Here is a 17,482-nt window from a genome sequence, read left to right as displayed (position 1 = left end):
TATTATAAAATTCACCGACAAAGGCTATATCACGTTCATCCACGCTCCCGGACCCAAGGAAGGACCTCGTCATGCAGCAGGAAGCCCACAGAATCGCAAGCCCCGAGACCATCGAGCGCGGCGTTGCGCGCGGCAAGCGGCTGCAGGCCCAAGCCCTGCGCGAGGCCTTTACGAGCCTGTTCCGCAGAGCCGAGTCGAAGCAGCCGGCCGTCACAGGGAGCGGCGGCGCCAGGCAGGACGGTTTCGCGCGGGCCTGAGCGCTTACTTCGGTTCCTTTACCCGAAGAAAGATCAAGAGACCGACCAGGAGAAAGACCAGGATCGACGACATGCCGATGCGCATGTTGTCGGTCGCCGCCGTCAGCACCGTGACGACGAAGGGCCCGAGGAAAGCGGTCGCCTTGCCGGAGAAGGCATAGAGCCCGAACATCTCGTTCCTCATCTCCTCTGGCGCCAGGCGGGCCATGAGCGAGCGGCTGGCCGACTGGGCCGGGCCGACGAAGACGCCAAGCGTCGCGCCGACGATATAGAACCAGAGCTTGCTCTCGACCAGCAGCACGGCGGCACCGAGGGCGATGAGCGCAACCACCGAGATGATGATGGTCCGCTTTGCGCCGATCCAGTCGTCGATCCAGCCGAAGGCGAAGGCGCCCAGGCCCGCGGTCACGTTGAGCAGGATGGCGAAAATCAGGATCTCCTCGGTGTCCATGCCGAAGCGGCCCGCGGCGTAGATGCCGCCGAACACGAAGAGCGTGTTCAGGCCGTCGATATAGATCATGCGGCCCAGCAGGAACCAGGCGATGTTGGCGTAGCGCCGGAGCCGCAGGAAGGTCCCGACGAGCTGCCCCAGTCCCTCGCGGACCGCCTCGGCCCAGGAGTAGGAGCCCGCCGGGTGGTCCGGGGTCATGAGGAAGAGCGGCAGCGAGAAGACAAAAAACCAGACGGTGACGAGCAGGGCGGTCGCGCGCACCGGCTCGGCCATCTCGGGATCGAGGCCGAACAGCGGCGGGTCCGGCCAGATCAGCAGCAGGAGGCAGAGGACCAGGCTCATCAGGCCGCCGAAATAGCCAAGCCCCCAGGCCCAGCCGGAGATTCGCCCCATCATGTGGCGCGGCGCGATCTCCGGGAGCATGGCGTTGTAGAAGACGTGGGCCAGCTCGAAGGCGGCGTTGGCCACGGCCACCAGGATCAGGGCCCTGAGCGCGAAGTCGAGCGAGGGCTCCACGGTCCAGAGCCCGGCGCCGGCGACCAGGCAGATCGCCGTGAAGAGCGCGACCCAAGGCTTGCGCCGGCCGCTCTTGTCGGCGATCGCGCCGAACACCGGGGCCAGCAGCGCCACGGAAAGGGCCGAGATCGAGATCGCCGTGCCCCACTGGCTGGTCGCCGCCTCGGGCGTGGGCGCGAGGGCGCGCTCGAAGTAGGCGGCGAAGACGAAGGTGACGACGACGGTCGGAAAGGCCGAGTTGGCCCAGTCGTAGAAGCACCAGGCGGCGATCGCCGCCTTGCCGGCCGGCCGCCGCGCGTCTGCCTGGGCGGCCACGCCGGCGGTGCTCAACCGCCGACCATGGTCTTGAGCTGCCGGTTGGCCACGGCCAGCATGGCGAAGTCCGGCGCCCCGGTCGACTGCAGCTCGGCCAGGAGCTGCTCGGTGCGCACCACCAGCGGCCGGCGGGAGTCGGACCAGCTGTCGATCACGCCCTCCATCGCGCCGTTGCCGGCGCTGCTCAGCACGCGCTGGGTCAGCTCACCCTGGTGGCCGAAGAGGTCGTCGATCACCGCCGTGACCGCCAGCTTGTCCCAGGCGGTGTCGGTCGGCAGCTGCCCCGCGGCGCGGCGCAGCCAATCGAAGCCGAAGCGCGCGCCGATCTCGAAGTAGGCCTTGGACACCTCGGGCACCTCGCGGCCGACGCTTCGGGCGATGCGCACGACGTCACAGGCCGGCGCCAGCAGCGCCAGGCCGGCGACCCGCCGGGCCAGCTCCTCGGGCACGCCCTTCTTGACGAAGCCGGCGGCGCTCTGGTCCATGATCCGCTTGTCGGCATCGCCGAGGTAGCCCTCCAGGCCTTGGATCAGGGTGTGCACGCCGCCGCCGAAGGCCTCGATCTCGCGCTCGATGTCGAGCGGCCGCTCGGCCTCGCGCAGGAACCAGACGGTCTCCCGCTCGATCAGCCGGCCGCACTCGATCAGCATGGCCGACTGGACCGACGTGGGGACCTTGTTGTCGAGCGCCTCGATCTGCCGCCAGATCTCCGGGATCTGAAAGATCTCGCGGCTGATCATGTAGGCGCGGGCGATATCCTCCGCCGGCATGCCGGTCTTCTCGCGCACCTCGTGGACGAAGGCGATGCCCTCGCGGTTGACCAGCTCGTTGGTCGCCACCGTGGCGACGATTTCGCGCCGCAGCCGGTGCTTGCCGATCTGCTTGCCGTATTTCTTCCTGAGTGCCGTCGGGAAGTAGTCGACCAGGTCCCGGGTCAGATAGGGATCGTCCGGCAGGTCGGAGGCCAGCAGCTCGTCGTAGAGCACGATCTTGGCGTAGGACAGCATGACCGCCAGCTCCGCCCGGGCGAAGCCCTTGTGCTGCTTGAACCGCTCCAGGATGATCTCGTCGTCGGGCAGGTTCTCGACGTCGCGGTCGAGGTCGCCGTTGCGCTCCAGGGAGCGCATGAAGCGCGCCGTGCGGTCGATCAGGTGCGCGCCCAAGTGGTGCGTCACGGTGATCGCCTGGCTCTGCAGGTAGTTGTCCCTGAGCACCAGATCGGCAACCTCGTCGGTCATCTTGGCGAGCAGCTGGTCGCGCTGCTTTCGGGTCATGTCGCCCGCCGCCTCGACCTCGCCCAGCAGGATCTTGATGTTGACCTCGTGGTCCGAGCAATCGACACCGGCGGAGTTGTCGATCGAGTCCGTGTTGCAGCGGCCGCCCGCGAAGTCGTACTCGATGCGCGCCTTCTGGGTCATGCCGAGGTTGGCGCCCTCGCCGATCACCTTGGCGCCGACCTCGGGGGCGTTGACTCTGATCGCGTCGTTAGCCCGGTCGCCGGCGTCGGCGTGAGTTTCCACGGTCGCCTTGATGTAGGTCCCGATGCCGCCGAACCACAAGAGCTCGGCCTCGGCCTTGAGCATGGCGGTGATCAGCTCGTTGGGCGTCATCTGGTCGCGGTTGAGGCCGAAGGCCTTCTTGATCTCCGGCGTCAACCTGATCGACTTGGCCTTGCGGTCGAACACCCCGCCGCCCTTGGAGATCAGCTTGGCGTCGTAGTCGGTCCAGGCCGATCGCGGCAGATCGAACAGCCGCTTGCGCTCGGCCCAGCTCTTCGCCGCGTCGGGCTTGGGATCGACGAAGATGTGCATGTGGTTGAAGGCGCCGACCAGCTTGATGTGCTTGGACAGCAGCATGCCGTTGCCGAAGACGTCGCCCGACATGTCGCCGCAGCCGACGCAGGTGAAGTCCTCGTTCTGGATGTCCTTGCCGAGCTCGCGGAAGTGGCGCTTGACCGACTCCCAGGCGCCGCGCGCCGTGATGCCCATCTTCTTGTGGTCGTAGCCGGCCGAGCCGCCGGACGCGAAGGCGTCGTCGAGCCAGAAACCGTAGTCGATCGAGACGCCGTTCGCGATGTCCGAGAAGGTCGCCGTGCCCTTGTCGGCGGCGACCACCAGATAGGGGTCGTTGCCGTCGACCCGCACCACCTGCTCGGGCGGAATCACATCCGGGCCCTTCAGGTTGTCGGTGATGTCGAGCAGCCCGCGGATGAAGGTCCGGTAGCAGGCGATGCCGGCCTCGAGGAAGGCCTCGCGCCCGGCCTCCGGCGGCGGCGGACGCTTGACCACGAAGCCACCCTTGGAGCCGACCGGCACGATGACCGCGTTCTTCACCTGCTGCGCCTTGACCAGGCCGAGGATCTCGGTGCGGAAGTCCTCGCGGCGGTCGGACCATCTGAGCCCGCCGCGTGCGACCTTTCCGAAGCGCAGGTGCACGCCCTCGATCTCGGGGCTGTACACGAAGATCTCGCGGTAGGGCCGCGGCAGGGGCAGCTCGTCGATCTTCCGCGAGTCGAGCTTGAAGGAGATGTAGCTCTTCTCGCCGCCCTCCGCGGTTGGCTGGAAGAAGTTGGTCCGGAGCGTAGCGTCGATGATGTTGAGGAAGCGCCGGATGATGCGGTCTTCGTCCAGGTTGCTGACGTTCTCCAGCAGGACGTTGATCCCGCTGACCAGGTCCTGGACCGCGTCGGTGTCGGCCGCGGCGGCAAGTTCCGGATCGAAGCGGCGCAGGAAGAGGTCGACCAGCCGCCGGGTGATGTCGGGGTTACGCTTGAGCGTGTCCTCCATGTAGGTCTGGGAGAAGGGGATCCGTGCCTGGCGCAGGTACTTGCAATAGGCGCGCAGGATCTTGACCTCGCGCGAGCAGAGGCCGGCCGAGATCACCAGCTTGTTGAAGCCGTCGTTCTCCATGTCGCCGGACCAGACCCGGGCGAAGGCGTCGTGAAACGCCTCCTTGACCCGGCCCAGCTCGACCGCCGAGCCGTCGTCGGTCACGGTCTCGAAGTCGTAGATCCAGAACGGCGCCTGGCGGTCCGGCAGCTTCACTTCGTAGGGCGTCTCGCCGATCACCTTGAGGCCCATGTTCTCGAGCATGGGCAGGATGTCGCTGAGCGGGACGGGATCGCCGGCCACGTAGATCTTGAAGCGCAGCTCGTGCTCCTCGGCCTCGATCAGGCGGTAGAGGTTGAGCGCGACCCGCCCGCTCTCCAGCGCCTCGCCGATGCGGGCGATGTCGAAGACCGCGTTCTGCGCATTGAAGCGGTCGGTATAGCCGGGTGGAAAGGCCTTGGCGAAACGCCGCGCCGCGGCGACGCCCAACTCCTCGCCGCGCGCCTCGATTAGGGCTTCCTCGAGATGATCGACCCAGGAGCGCGCGGCCTCGACGATCCGCTGCTCCAGGGCCTGGACGTCGACCTCCGGCACCTGGCCCTGCACGGTCTTGATGATGACGTGGAGCCGCGCCAGCGCCGAGTCCGAGAGGTGGGTGTAGAAAGCGACCGGCGCGCCGTCGTAGGCCTTGGCCAGGATGTCCTGGATACGGTGGCGCAGTCCGGTATCGAAACGGTCCCGCGGCACGAAGATCAGGGCTGACACGAAGCGCTCGAAAGGGTCGCGGCGGACGAAGAGCGCGACCCGCTGCCGGTCCTGCAGGTGCAGTATCCCCATGGCGGTCTGGTACAGCTCGTCGTCGGTTATCTGGAACAGCTCGTCGCGGGGGAAATTGTCGACGATGTGGGTCAGCGCCTTGCCGTCGTGGCTCCCGGGCGCGAAGCCGGCGCGCGCCAGGGTCCGGGCAACCTTCTGCTTGAGCAGCGGGATCTCGTTGGGATTGCGCGAATAGGCTGCCGAGGTGAAGAGGCCGATGAAGAGGCGCTCGCCCGTCACCTTGCCCTTCTTGTCGAAGTTCTTGACGGCGATCGCGTCCATATGGACCGGGCGGTGCACGCTGGAGCGCCGGTTGGTCTTGTTGATGCGCAGCAGCTCCGGCTTCTTCAGGAAGTCGCTGACGTCGGGCGGCAGCTTGCCGAGATTGCGCATGCCCTCGAAGACCGGCACGCTCTGGTCCCTCAGGACGCCGAGACCGCCTTCCTCGGGCACCCGGCTGATCGCCGATTCGCCTTCGCCCTCGAAGCTGTACTGCCGGTAGCCGAGGAAGGTGAAGTGATCGTCGTCGAGCCAGCGCAGCAGCTCGACGCCCGAAGCGATGTCTTCCTCGGGCAAGGCCGGCGGGTTGCTCTCCAGATCGGCGATCACCTCCTGGCAGCGCGCGCGCATCTCGCGCCAGTCCTCGACGGCGGCGCGCACGTCGCGCAGCACCGCCGCCAGGGCCTCGCGGATCGCTTCGTGCCGGTCCGCCGGCTGCTCGTTGATCTGGACGTGCATGATGGACTCCGCCAGCACGCCGTTGGCGGCCTTGGCCTGCAGGCCGGTCAGCTTGCCCCGCGCATCCCGAGCGATGCCGAGGACGGGGTGAACGACCAGCCGAACCTCGGCCTCCAGCTGATTGAGTTGCGAGACCACGGAATCGACCAAAAAGGGCATGTCGTCGTTGACGATCTCGACGATGGTGTGCCCGGACTTCCAGCCGTGCTCCTCGAGTCGCGGGTTGTAGACCTTGATCTTGGCTTCGGCCTTCTGGCGCTTCTGGGCGAAGCCGAGTATGGCCAGGGCGGCGCCGTAGAGGTTGTCCGGCGACTCGTCCTTGATGTCGTCGGGCGGGACGTTGGCGTAGAAGCGCTCGACGAAGCACTTGGCCAGATCCGTGCGCCCGGCCTCAACGCGCTGCTCGACGCGCGCCATCACCTTTTCGATCAGGTCGGTCTTGACCTGTTCAGCCCTCAACCCCATTGCGTCGTCTCCCGGGATGGCGATCTGACCAGCCCCGCGGATCGGGTGGCGCGCCCATCCTCGATGATTGTGATGTCCAACTTCTAATGATGATTGAATCCCCGCTCAAGCGGTCCCGGCGCAGGAAGCCGCGCCTTTGGCCGCAGCGCCATGTTAGCCAGTGTCTGGCCGCGCGTCACCGCGCTTGAGCCTCGCGCGCGGCCGGGACAGGGGCGGCGGCGATCCGAATGCCGAACGACATCGGTTTCTGGGCATCAAGCGGCCAAATGCCAGGCTAGTCCGCCTCCTCGGCTTCTTCCTTCTCCTCGCCTTCGGCCGGCTCGCCCTCGACGCGGAAGATCACGAACTCGCCCTGGTCACCCGTGAGGAGCCCGGCGCCGGGAGGGATCTCCCGGCGGGCGTTGGAGCCTTCGCCCGGCTTGATCTCCCACCCGCAACCTGCGAGCAGAAGGCCGGCCAGAAAAAGGGGTATCAGGCGCATCAGAACTTCACGCGCGTGCCCACGGTGCCGACATAGATCTCGTTCACGGCCGGGCTCTCATCCCGGTCGAGGTCGAAGACGCGGAACTGCGCGTAGATTTCGGTCCCGTAGTCCTCCAGCAGCTGGATGGCGGCGAAGCCGAAGGAAGTGCCTTCGTCGTTCTCGGCTGAAACGTTCTCGCTGTAAGTGAAATCGACGCCGAAGCCCGTGTCGCCGATCGAGAAGAAGCTCTGATCCCAGCCGATCTTGCCGTAGAGGTTGTAGGGGTCGTCTCCTTCGTCGAAGGAGTCCATGCCGCCGGACACGGTCAGGCTGAGTCCGGTCGGGTTGTGCAGGCCGGAGAAGGAGCCGGCTACGCGCCAATCGACGTCATCTGCGTCAGGATCCTGGAACGACACCGCGCCCAGGGTGGTGAAGGGGCCGACCTCGACGCCGCTCCAGTCCCCGTAGTCGCCGCCCCAGGTCAACGCGACGTCGTATTGCTGACTGTCGCCCGCCGAGCCCGAGAGCTGCAGGCCCGGGCCGATCACCGGAGAGTCGTAGCGCACCCGGTCCTGACGTTTGCCGTCGAAGTTGAAGAAGGCGTCGTCGACCCTGATGCCAGTCAGTTCGTCATTCTCGGTGAAGAAGAGGCCGCCGACGATATCCGCGACGCCGGAGTACATGATCGGGCCCGCGACCAGGGACAGGTCGAATTCCGCCGTATCGTCGGCGGCCGCCTGCCCTTTACCGAACTGGATCTGGCCGTAGCTGTCGTTGCGCGCGAAGGCCTCGACCTTGCGCACATCGATGAAGTCGTCGGGGCTCTCTTCGCTCTGGCTAACGTCGGAGGAGTTGTTCGGGCTGAAGGCGATTTCCATGCGCGTGCCGAGCAAGGTCTCCGGCGTGATGTTCCCCGTGCCGACGAAGCGAACCCGCGAGTTCGAGACGTCGTTGTCGACGAAGTAGGCGTCGGTATCCCGGCCGTCGCCCACGACGTTGATCGCGCGGTTGATCTGACCCGAGATGGCGAGCTTGATCTTGTCGGGATTGTCTGCACTGACCACCCTAGACGACTCGCGGCCGGGCGCGGGGGATTGCATCGTGACGACAGCCTCCTCGGCGGTCTCCTTCGCTTCCTTGGCCGCCGCCTTGGTCTCGCGCGAGTCCTCTTCAAGCTGGTTGAGACGCTGCTCCAGCGCGTTGATCGTGCCCGCCTGCGACTTCAGCTGCTCGAACTGCTGTTCGAGCTGCTTCTGCTGCTGCTGGATGATCTGCTGCAGCTGCTCCAGCGTCGCCGCGTCGACCGACACGGTTTGACTCTGTGCTGTGGAAATCCAGGTGCCGATAACCAGGACGCCCGCCATTAGGGCGCTAAGCCGCCTCGTCGCTCGTGACATTCCTCCCCCTCCCAGAAGCCAAATCTATCGAACGCTCGCCCCCCATCATGACGATCGCACACGCCTCGCGATTCAGGACAGCATTGTTCTTGTGTTCATTATCGAGACGCTTGATGACACCAGTGTTACACACTTTGCCTGGAAACGTGATGCGGAATCGACCGAGAAGGTGTCGATCAGCCGCAGGCCTTGACTCGCGGGTGCGGTCGTCAGGACTCTGGCGTTCAAGATCGGGTTGGGCGCGAGGCCGGGACCTGTTGATCGATTTGACGCGAATGGCACCGAATGCAGGAGGCAATGAGAATGACAGGGTTTTTGACGATGAACCTGAAGAGGTGTTTCCGCGCCGGCCACACATTTGTCTTCGGCGTGGTCTTCGGGCTCGTTTTAGCGAGCGCAGCGTCCGCACCTTGGGCCGAAGACGGTATCGGAGCCGCTTTCAAAAAGGAGGTGCTCTACGCACTTGCCCAGCTCGCGATCGATACGGAAATGGTAGCGGCGAGTGTGGTCGAACTGCAACAGCGGGTCGACGACCTGGAGACCTTGCTCGAAGAGCAATCGACCGCGAAGCAGTAACGCCGGTCACTCCTTAATTTCCTTGATGCGTGCAAGCTTTCGCTTGGAGGCCGCCACCCAGGGATCCGACTGATCGAGCGCGAGAAGATGCTCCTCGATTCTCCGGAGCAAGACGTCGCTGTCGCTGATGACGATAGTCTGATCGCGCGGGGTCTCGTTCCCGAAATAGCCCAATTCCTCGAAGAAGGAGATGCCGAAGTAGTAGGCCTCCGCCACGGTCGTGTAGGGCCTAGGATCGAAACGCCCGTTCCCGTCGATAGACAGGCCGAGTGAACGCGCCATCATGAGGAACATGGACGTACCGGCGTAGGCGCGCGCGATCCCGTCCAAATGATCCCAGGTCAGGTTGATAATGCGTGCCACGTCGTAGGCATGGTGGTTGTTCTGGGTGCCGCCCGTTGACCAGCCGTAGGGGTACTTGATGGTGCGGATGGCGAAGGTGGTGTTACCGATCTGCTCCAGAAGACCGACCTGACCGCCGCGATAGGAGATGATGTGGAACGTGATGCTGAGGTCGTTGGTCTTCTTGATCTCGCCCTCGTCGCGATACCAGGCACCCCAATAGCCCGTCTCCAGATCTTGCCATTCTTCGTCGACGAACCTCGTCAGCGTGTTCGCAAGCAGGTCGCGATCGAGGTGATCGGGAAAGACGCTGACGGTGTAGTCGAGCCAGAGTAGCTGTCCCAACGCAGTGATCGCGAGATTGAGTTCCTTGCGCTTGTTGTGGTCGCTCCTTGCGTCGGATATCAGGAGATCGCGCATCAGCGCCTCGATTTCCTCGGGCGTATCCACCTTCTCCCAGAACTTGAGCGGGAACTCGGGCTGTTCCCCGAGCTGCGCCAGTTCCTTCAGAGGATCGACGCTGTTGTGAAAGCGCCAGATCCAGCTCTCCGAACAGGGGCTGAAGGAGCCGTCCGCGGGATCCTGGATAGGGGCCGCCGCCCGGCCGCCGGGCTCCAGGCTCTTCTCGAGGTCCGCGATGCGCCGCTCGATGTCCTCGGCGCGGTCGGTGTAGTTCACTAGCCAGTGGGCCTCCTCGAAGATCTGTGCCGAGCAGGTCAGGTTCTCGCCGGCCTCCATGCGCTCATGAATGACCTCGTGCAGGTCGTTGAGCCGCGGCCGGTAGCGCTGGTTCATCTTCCGCTTCACTGGAAAATCCGGGAAGTAGCTCTCGACGAAGTTGGCCCGCAGCTCGAGTTGTGCGCTCGCTGTTGCCGGTAGCGTGAGGAGAGCGGCAAGCGCCGCTAAAGCAGCGAGAAGTCTTGCCAAGCTGCACTTCAACGAGTTCTGTTCTCGACCGTTCAATCGAAAGGGCACCGCACGCCTCCGTCTTGATTTCCGAAGACTACCGTGTTTTCGGCGGTGTGAGAATGTGTGCGGACCGTTAAGCTTGGCGGACCTCAGAGGAAAAACATGCTTCGCGCTGCTTTCACCTTGTTCCTGACCGTCTGCGCAACTCTTCCGGCCACGGCCAGCGAAACCCTTCATCTCGCCTACGGACTGGCTGAACCGCCCTTCGAGCGTGACGAAGCGCTCTGCGGCACCGGCCCCGGGGCGGGCTACGCCGGCTACCTTGGCGCGCACCGCGTATGCGCCGATGCGCTGACCAGCGACTTGCGCGCGATCCCGGGCCTGCTGGAGGGCCGCATCGACGACGTTGTCCTGCTCACCAGCCGGCCATTTCAGAAGACCCTTTATCGTGTCGGCACCAAGCGGGAGGTCGTCCTGCCTCTCGGCAACCTGATCCGGCGCCGGGATTCGCCGCTGACGATCCGCGGTCAGCGCGGCGGCGAGGGCAGGCACCTCGTCTGGTTCAAGGGTCTGGACCTGATCGACACCGTCTGCGATCCGGACCGGGTGCTCGATGCCGAGGCTTGCCGGGCAGGCCTGCCCCTAGACGGCGGCGAGGAGCCCGCCGCCGCCTTCGACCGGCGCTACGAGATGACCAGCCTGGCGCTGGTCGAGGACGCGCAGATCACCCGTGCGCTCCGCCAGGGGGACGACAGCCTGGAGGGCGTGACCGAACGCGGGCCGCGCAGCTACTGCATCCGAATGGCCAACGTGCGCGGCCTGGTGCTGCGCGATCTCGCCTTCGAGGACTGCTGGATTACGGCGGTCAAGGCGGTCAACTCGCGGGACATCACGCTGGCCGATGCCCGGATCCACGGCTCGACCTTCGGCATGCTCGCGGTCGCGACCAGTGGCATGGAACCGGGCGCACACACTTACCGCGTTCTCGATTCCCATTGGATCCAGAGCCCCGGCGCCTACCGGCCGGAGACGGACTGCGCGGCCCCGCACCGCGATCTCTCCTGCCCGGTCGACGTCTGGGACGACGTGCCTTGGGGTGTGACCCACCACCACCTCTGGCGCCCGCTCAACGGCGCCCTTTTCGGCGCCTACAACATCGCCGGCAACGTTCTGATCGCGAACAATCTGATCGAGCGGGCCTACAACGGCATACGCATCGTCTCAGAGGTGCAAGGGACCGGCCGCAACGTGGAAGTTCGCGGTAACCGTTTCCGATTCCTACGCGACAATGCCGTGGAGCCCGAAACCCGGGCCGACGGCTGGGTGGTCAAGCACAATCGCTTTGAGAACATCCACGCCTGGATCAGCACGGACGGCGTTCTGGGTGGCTCGCTCTACGTGTTCGGCAACCTCGGCTGGTACGATCCGGACCAGATCCCCGGCCAGGACTGCCGCGAGGACATCGACTGGTCGCTCTCGCCGCGGTTCCATGGGCTGGCCGGCGACCGAGCGCGCTACCTGCTGGTCGACACCAGCTACGATCCGACCTCGGTCGCCTGCCGGGGCCACTATCGCGGGGTGATCCTGAAGACCGGAGACAAGCGCAAGACCGGCTTCGCCTACTTCGGCCGGATCTCGATCTTCAACAACTCCTGGCGCACGCGCTCGCCGCTGTTCTCCTCGAAGCACGCCTCGCCGCTGTCGCACTTCAACAACGCCATCGCCTTCAGCGGCTGCGGGCTCGAAGGCCCCTGGCATTGCCGGCAGATCCCGGCTCCGGTGCAATATTGCGAAGCCGGCAACAAGCGCACCCGGGGCCGGGTCGCCATGCGGCAGTTCTGGACCGCCGACGGCGGCGCCCTGGTCGCCGACTGCTTCACGACCCGGCCCGGCCCGGCCGAGCCGGACGAGCGCGCTCTGGAGACGCGCGACGTGGCCCACCGTTTCTGCCGCGACGCCGTGAACCGGCCCTTCGCGGGGTTTCCCTACGGGACGGGGGCTTGCGCGCTCGCCGTGAATCCCGAGCTCTTCGCCTCGGAACAGGGAGGCGACCTGAGGCTGGACCAGGCCGTCGCGGGCTGCCGGCCAAGGATCGAGGACGGCGCCGTGATCGCGGATTGCGAAGGTGCCGGCCCGCCGATCGGCGCCCTTCGCGCCGACGGCAGCCTGTTCGACATCGAGATCCCGGGCGCGGGCTTTCTCGGCGCGGACTTCCGGCCCTGACTCCGGGCCGGCAGGCGGGTCAGGTGTCGGATCTTCCGGTCTTTTGCCGCTCCCGTTCGAGGAAAGCCTTCTTTTCCTCGTAGGCCTCCCGCAACGCACGTGTCGAGGCCGCAACAACCAGCCCGACAAAGATGACGCCAACGAAACCGGCCAAGACACAAGCAATCCGGGTGGCTCCCGAACCGGGCGTCAAGTCGCCGTAACCGACCGTCAAGGCCGTGATGAAAACGAGGTAGAGAGCGTCGGCCAGAGAAATGTCGTCAATCAGGGAAATGATCAGCGCAAGGGCCAGGAGAAACAGCAGCAAGGTCAAGAACACGCCGCGCACGAAGTGCAGGTGCGAAAAGAAATGACCGGCGAAGAAGATGAAGTCCCGCATGGCGTCGGTCGCTCCCGTTGATTTGTTGCCGACGTCCAGCGCCTCTCGTCACTGCAGCAGCTTGGGCGCCGGCGGAACCGGTTCCCCGCTCTCGGTTCCGGCCGTCCCGGTCATCACCAGGACCGAGGCCGTGGTCCCGACCCGCAGCGCGACCCCTTCGGGCAGGGAGTTTACGACGATGCGCACCGGAACCCGCTGGGCCAAGCGGATCCACTCGAAGGTCGGGCTGATGCTCGGCAGCAGCTCGTACCCGGGGCTGCCGTCGTCCTGGGCGATGCCCCAGCCGAGGCTGTGCACGCGGCCCTCGATCGGCTTGTCGGGATAGCTCATCAGCGTGACGACCGCGCGGTCGCCCTCGACGATATTCGCGATCGCGCTCTCCTTGAAGAAGCCGTGGATCCAGTAGCTGTTGACGTCGACCAGCGCCAGGGCGGGCTGGTTCATAACCGCCTGGTCGCCGAGCCGCAGCTCCAGGTTGGTGACGTAGCCGTCGACCGGCGAGCGCACCTGGGTGAACTCGAGGTTCAGTTCGGCGGTCCGGACCTCCGCCTTGGCGGCCCTGAGCCGGGCGTTCTCCTCGCCCGGCGCCCCGAGGTCGGCCTTCGCCTGGGCCAGATCGGCCTCGGCCTGGAGCTTCTGGGCGCGCGACTGGTTGACCACCTCTATAGCGTTGTCCCGCGCGCCGACGGCGGACTTAAAGTCCGCCAGCGCTTCGTCGTAGCGGCGTTTCGTAACGTTGCCCTTCTGCAGCAGGATGCGCGCGCGCTCGACATCGAGCTCGGTGCGTTCGACCTCGGCCTCGGTCTGCCGGATCGTCGCCGAGGACGCCTTGATCAGCGCGTCGTACTGGTCGACCGTCGCCTCGGCCGCCTCGACGCTCTTGGCCAGGGCCACTAGGTCGTCCCGCGTCTTGTCGAGCTTGGCCCTCGCCAGCGCCAGATCGGCCTCGAAGGTGCGCGGATCGATCTCGAACAGCAGGTCGTCGGTCTTGACGAACTGGTTGTCGTCGATCGGCAGCTTGTCGATCGGTCCGGAGACGCGCGGCGTGATCTGGATGACCTGGGCCCGCACCTGACCGTTGCGGGTCCAGGGATTGACGACATAGTCCCAGTACTTGTAGCCGACGACAGCTAAGGCGAGCAGGACCACCGCGCCGCTTATCAGCATTTTGTAGGCTGTTTTCATCGCGCTCACGCCGGAATGAGAAGGGTCCCGATCAGTCCCGAGTAGATCACCGCCAAGGCCAGGAAGACCAGGGGAGGATAGTAGAAGAAGCGGGACAAACGATAGCGGTTCAGGCCGTAGGCCGTGGCGGCGGCGGCGAAGGACCCGAGGATGCTGGCGAGCAGCAGCGGCGGAAAGTAGACGCCGAGGATTTCCACCTCGCTCGGTATCAAGCCCACAAACTGCCTCCCTCGCACCCCGTCGCAACCACTCTCATAACACTAGAACCGTGCCTCGCGCCATTGGCCCCAATTGATGCCCCTGGCGATCCCGACGAAGTTCAGCCCCGCCTCGGATAGGCCGCGGAAGCTGCCGAGCAGCCGGTAGAGATGCTCGTGGTCCTCGGCTGTGAGGTCCCCTTCACCGGCCTTTTGAAAGGTCTTCTCGATCCGCGCTTCCAGTTTCTCCAGGCGCTGGTTCAGGCGCGCCTGCAAGTCGGTGGCCTGACGGGCCGCGGCTTCGGGATCCTCGACCCAGAGGTGGATCTGCTCCTTGATCGCGAGGCGCCAGGCCCTGAGGTCGTCCAGCAGTTCCCGGACCGCGAACTCGGCCTGCGGCGCCTTGCGCGCGTCGAGAAGTTCCTTCACGCGAAAAGCGACGGCGCCGATACTGTCGACCAGCGCCTGCACCTTCTCCGGCGGATTGTCGGGAAAACTGCGGCTGTCGATCTGCTTGGCATGGGCCGCCAGCTTGCGCGACAGCTCAATGAGATCGTTCTTGTATAGCGTGGCCTTGAGACGGCCCGACGCTCCCGCCGTCTTTTCCCAGTCGATGGCGATTTGCGCCAGAAGGAAATCGACCTGGCGAAAGAACCGGCCGAACAGGCGCAGGAACACCTTCTCGGGCCGCGGCGAGAAGGGGACATAGGCCATGATGATATTCAGAACAATCGACAGCATGATCATGGCCGCAGAGTTGGCGTAGGACGCGAAGCTGTAGGTCTGTTGGTTGTGAACCGAGATAAGCACGACGAAGGGAACGATCGCCCCAATCTTGGCCAAGGCCTGGCGCGGCTCCGAGAAGAGATAGTAGATGCCGGCTGTCACGCTGAAGATCATCAGGCCGAGCTCCGTGTAGCCCGAAAGCTGCGGCATGACCAAGACATAGAGGAATCCCGTAAAGGCTGTTCCAAGCATAAATGGCAGTAACATCATCGTCGGGGACACCTGTCGGAGCATGACGAAAACGAGTGCGTAGATGATCACCTGCTCCACGAAAGCCGAGTGGCCGGGCGGATCGACGTAGACCCAGATTAGGAACGCGACCCACTGGGTCGCGACGACCCGGAGCACGGCCGTGACGCGGTCCGGATCGATTACCAGGCCGCCGGCTTCCCGCGCAGGCCGCGGCGCTCTGGTTACGACATCGGAGCTCTCGATGGCCCTGATCGTCTCGAACAGTCCCCGGGTGAAGGCCTCGAGACGCGCGAGCTGGGTCCTGGTTTCCGTCAAGGCCGCCAGCTGGAAATGCGAAAGCCCCGACAGCGCGTCTGGATCGACCTCCAGGGGAACGTCCCGGGGCTCATGGCCGGGCTGCTCGCCCGCCTGGATCGCGGCGATCGCCGAAAAACGCTTGTCCAGCTCGTCGCAGAACGCACTGGCGGTGGGCAGGAGCTTCGCCACGTCGAGCTCCCGGACCTCGCGGAAGCTCTCCCGCCAGTGCTCCAGGGCCTCGCCAAGCGCGGTGGTGTCGTCGCGGAATCGGCGCCAGTGGTGGCGTACCTCCCAGACCGAGTAGCTGTCCGTCTCGGCGGCAGCCAGCGCCTGGGCCAGCTGTCCGGCCAGCCGGACCTCCTGCATGCGCTCGGCGTGGGTCGTTTCGGCGCTGCCCCGGCCGCGCACAAGATCGTAATAGGCCCGGAACAGCCGATGCTGGACGGCGATCAGCTCGCGCCCCGCGGCCTCCAGATCTGCTCGGCTGCTTTGCGGCCAGAGGAAGGCCGCGATCAGCGAGTACACCAGGATCCCCAGGCCCGTCTCCTGGGTGCGCTCGATGGCGATCTGAAAAGCGCTCTGAGAGGTGGGTCCGCTGCTGACGATGATGACCACGCAGACGAAGGCGCTGACAAACCAGAAGTAGACGCGCGAGTTACCGGCGATCATGTAGGTGCAGAGCCCGAGATAGGCTGAGAGCGCGCCCATCATGAGCCAGCGCTGCTGCGGGAAAAGCGCCAGGAAGCCGAGGGCGACCACCGCGGCCACGAGGGTGCCCAGCATCCGCATGGCGCCCTTGTTGAGCGACTGGCCGACCGTCGCCAGGCTGATCATCGCAACGGCGAAGCCCGACCAATAGGGCTTCTCCCAGTCCATCGCCAAGGCGATGCCGAAGGCGATCGTCATGGCGAGCCCCGTCTTGATCGCTTCCTTGGCGCGGCGGGACAGCACGTGCCTAGCCCTCTAAACCGTTACGTCGACAGGCAAATGCCTGCTGGGGGTGGCAGTCTATCAGGGGTCCTTTGCGATCGAACAGTCCCCGTGAACCCTCCCGTTGTCCCGAGGGTGATTCCGACGGGTCGCCGCGCCGCCCACCCTGCTCGAAACCGCCGACCTTGCGAGAGGTTCCGCCGCGCCGAAAGGAGCGCCTCACCGGCGAAGGCCGCAACCGCCGCCTTTGGCGAGTCCGACCGGGGCGACACTGACAGTGCTGAAGGGCTGTGACCGGCCCGAGGTCGCACGATCGTCGCCTCTGGGCAAAGAGGGCAAGAAGGGTAAGATGGTCGAGGGGGCATGGGCGTGGTCTGCGTCCGTCCGTTTTCGTCGTCTGTTTTCGGGAGGGGATCGATCGTGTCCCAGCAACTGAGCGACGCTGATCTCGCCTGGTGTCCAGCGGATGCGAAAGCCGGCGAGTACTACAAGCTTCACGTCAAAGACCTCTCGCCCACGCAGTTCGCGGTCGGCAAGGCGGAGGTCGTCGTGCGCGCCGGGCGCATGCGCAAGAAGTACGAGGCGGATCCGGGCAAGCTGCACGACTACGTCCGGGTGCGACCGATTCCGATCGTGGTGCGGCGCGGCAAATTCTTTCTGGTCGACCACCACCACCTGGTGCGCGGCCTCTACGACGCGATGCACGAAACCCTCGGCAAGAACCTCTGCGTCTTTGTCAATGTAATCGCCAACATAAGCAGCGTGGAGGAAGCCTACTTCTGGAAGACCATGCACAAGCAAAACTGGGTCTACCTCTTCGATCGGTCCGGCGGCGGTCCGCAGCAGCCGGAAGCGCTGCCCGCCCACATCAAGGATCTCGGGTTCGATCCCTACCGGAGCCTGGCGTGGATCGTCCGCGAGCATCACGGCTACGTGAAGAACGACGCGCCCTTCTCGGAGTTCAAGTGGGCCAACTTCTTCCGGACCCGGATCCTGCTGGACCACGACATCCTCGCGGGCAAGCACACCTTCGACGACTTCGCCTTCGCGGTCGACAAGCATGGCAAGCTCGAGCTCAGCGACGACGGCAAGGAGGTCATCGACGAAGCGATGTTCCTGGCGGCGAGCCCCGAGGCGCGAGGCCTTCCTGGGTTCAGGGGCCCGCAGTTCTGACCGGGCAATAGGACGACGCTTGCGCCAGACCGGGCCGGAATTCCGGG

13 protein-coding genes are annotated in these 17,482 nt (G+C 65.3%); 4 read left to right on the top strand and 9 right to left on the bottom strand.

The window, feature by feature from the left end; translation table 11 throughout:
- Window positions 1-71 precede the first annotated feature (71 nt).
- The gene (locus QNJ67_18470) at window positions 72-257 is read left to right on the top strand and encodes a hypothetical protein (protein ID MDJ0610965.1); all 186 of its coding nucleotides are present in this window, start codon (window positions 72-74) and stop codon (window positions 255-257) included.
- Window positions 258-261: 4 nt separating this feature from the next.
- Here the strand turns inward: QNJ67_18470 and QNJ67_18465 are convergent, their stop codons facing one another.
- The 4 genes from QNJ67_18465 to QNJ67_18450 all read right to left on the bottom strand — a co-directional run bounded on the left by QNJ67_18465 (window position 262) and on the right by QNJ67_18450 (window position 8,246).
- Complete coding sequence (locus tag QNJ67_18465) at window positions 262-1,539, bottom strand: MFS transporter (protein MDJ0610964.1); 1,278 nt, start codon at window positions 1,537-1,539, stop codon at window positions 262-264.
- An 11-nt stretch (window positions 1,540-1,550) separates the two neighbouring features.
- The gene (locus QNJ67_18460) at window positions 1,551-6,386 is read right to left on the bottom strand and encodes an NAD-glutamate dehydrogenase (protein ID MDJ0610963.1); all 4,836 of its coding nucleotides are present in this window, start codon (window positions 6,384-6,386) and stop codon (window positions 1,551-1,553) included.
- A 274-nt stretch (window positions 6,387-6,660) separates the two neighbouring features.
- Window positions 6,661-6,867, bottom strand: a complete 207-nt coding sequence (locus QNJ67_18455) for a hypothetical protein (GenBank protein MDJ0610962.1) — start codon at window positions 6,865-6,867, stop codon at window positions 6,661-6,663.
- Window positions 6,867-8,246, bottom strand: a complete 1,380-nt coding sequence (locus QNJ67_18450) for a hypothetical protein (protein MDJ0610961.1) — start codon at window positions 8,244-8,246, stop codon at window positions 6,867-6,869. The genes QNJ67_18455 and QNJ67_18450 overlap by 1 nt, the downstream gene beginning before the upstream one ends.
- A 303-nt stretch (window positions 8,247-8,549) precedes the next feature.
- On the opposite strand from QNJ67_18450, the gene QNJ67_18445 reads away from it, so the two are divergent.
- Window positions 8,550-8,822 (top strand): hypothetical protein, encoded by a 273-nt coding sequence (locus QNJ67_18445; GenBank protein ID MDJ0610960.1) that lies wholly within the window; start codon window positions 8,550-8,552, stop codon window positions 8,820-8,822.
- A 6-nt stretch (window positions 8,823-8,828) separates the two neighbouring features.
- Here QNJ67_18445 and QNJ67_18440 read toward each other — a convergent pair whose 3' ends face one another.
- Window positions 8,829-10,091: a hypothetical protein gene (locus QNJ67_18440; protein ID MDJ0610959.1), complete on the bottom strand. Its 1,263-nt coding sequence runs from the start codon at window positions 10,089-10,091 to the stop codon at window positions 8,829-8,831.
- A gap of 144 nt (window positions 10,092-10,235) precedes the next feature.
- Between QNJ67_18440 and QNJ67_18435 the strand changes: the two genes are divergently transcribed.
- Window positions 10,236-12,296: a hypothetical protein gene (locus QNJ67_18435; GenBank protein ID MDJ0610958.1), complete on the top strand. Its 2,061-nt coding sequence runs from the start codon at window positions 10,236-10,238 to the stop codon at window positions 12,294-12,296.
- A gap of 19 nt (window positions 12,297-12,315) precedes the next feature.
- On the opposite strand, the gene QNJ67_18430 is transcribed toward QNJ67_18435, so the two are convergent.
- The 4 genes from QNJ67_18430 to QNJ67_18415 are packed head-to-tail and all read right to left on the bottom strand — an operon-like array spanning window position 12,316 to window position 16,283.
- Window positions 12,316-12,675: a potassium channel family protein gene (locus QNJ67_18430; protein MDJ0610957.1), complete on the bottom strand. Its 360-nt coding sequence runs from the start codon at window positions 12,673-12,675 to the stop codon at window positions 12,316-12,318.
- Between the two features lie 48 nt (window positions 12,676-12,723).
- The gene (locus tag QNJ67_18425; protein ID MDJ0610956.1) at window positions 12,724-13,860 is read right to left on the bottom strand and encodes an HlyD family secretion protein; all 1,137 of its coding nucleotides are present in this window, start codon (window positions 13,858-13,860) and stop codon (window positions 12,724-12,726) included.
- Between the two features lie 5 nt (window positions 13,861-13,865).
- Window positions 13,866-14,078 carry a DUF1656 domain-containing protein gene (locus tag QNJ67_18420; protein ID MDJ0610955.1) on the bottom strand — a complete coding sequence of 71 codons (213 nt, stop codon included), beginning with the start codon at window positions 14,076-14,078 and terminating at the stop codon, window positions 13,866-13,868.
- A 42-nt stretch (window positions 14,079-14,120) separates the two neighbouring features.
- Window positions 14,121-16,283 (bottom strand): FUSC family protein, encoded by a 2,163-nt coding sequence (locus tag QNJ67_18415; protein ID MDJ0610954.1) that lies wholly within the window; start codon window positions 16,281-16,283, stop codon window positions 14,121-14,123.
- A gap of 399 nt (window positions 16,284-16,682) precedes the next feature.
- On the opposite strand from QNJ67_18415, the gene QNJ67_18410 reads away from it, so the two are divergent.
- A complete protein-coding gene (locus tag QNJ67_18410; GenBank protein MDJ0610953.1) occupies window positions 16,683-17,435 on the top strand; it encodes a ParB-like protein in 753 nt (250 codons plus the stop codon).
- The last annotated feature ends 47 nt before the right edge of the window (window positions 17,436-17,482 follow it).

The sequence above is a fragment of the Kiloniellales bacterium genome, assembly GCA_030064845.1.
Classification (GTDB): Bacteria; Pseudomonadota; Alphaproteobacteria; order Kiloniellales; family JAKSDN01; genus JASJEC01.
This window is presented reverse-complemented; position numbering and strand designations above follow the sequence as displayed.

Excerpts from the sequence above, each read along its gene's own strand:
- QNJ67_18445 (MDJ0610960.1), top strand. The coding sequence starts at position 8,550 with ATGACAGGGTTTTTGACGATGAACCTGAAGAGGTGTTTCCGCGCCGGC.
- QNJ67_18470 (MDJ0610965.1), top strand. The coding sequence starts at position 72 with ATGCAGCAGGAAGCCCACAGAATCGCAAGCCCCGAGACCATCGAGCGC.
- QNJ67_18425 (MDJ0610956.1), bottom strand. The coding sequence starts at position 13,860 with ATGAAAACAGCCTACAAAATGCTGATAAGCGGCGCGGTGGTCCTGCTC.
- QNJ67_18435 (MDJ0610958.1), top strand. The coding sequence starts at position 10,236 with ATGCTTCGCGCTGCTTTCACCTTGTTCCTGACCGTCTGCGCAACTCTT.
- QNJ67_18430 (MDJ0610957.1), bottom strand. The coding sequence starts at position 12,675 with ATGCGGGACTTCATCTTCTTCGCCGGTCATTTCTTTTCGCACCTGCAC.
- QNJ67_18455 (MDJ0610962.1), bottom strand. The coding sequence starts at position 6,867 with ATGCGCCTGATACCCCTTTTTCTGGCCGGCCTTCTGCTCGCAGGTTGC.
- QNJ67_18460 (MDJ0610963.1), bottom strand. The coding sequence starts at position 6,386 with ATGGGGTTGAGGGCTGAACAGGTCAAGACCGACCTGATCGAAAAGGTG.
- QNJ67_18450 (MDJ0610961.1), bottom strand. The coding sequence starts at position 8,246 with ATGTCACGAGCGACGAGGCGGCTTAGCGCCCTAATGGCGGGCGTCCTG.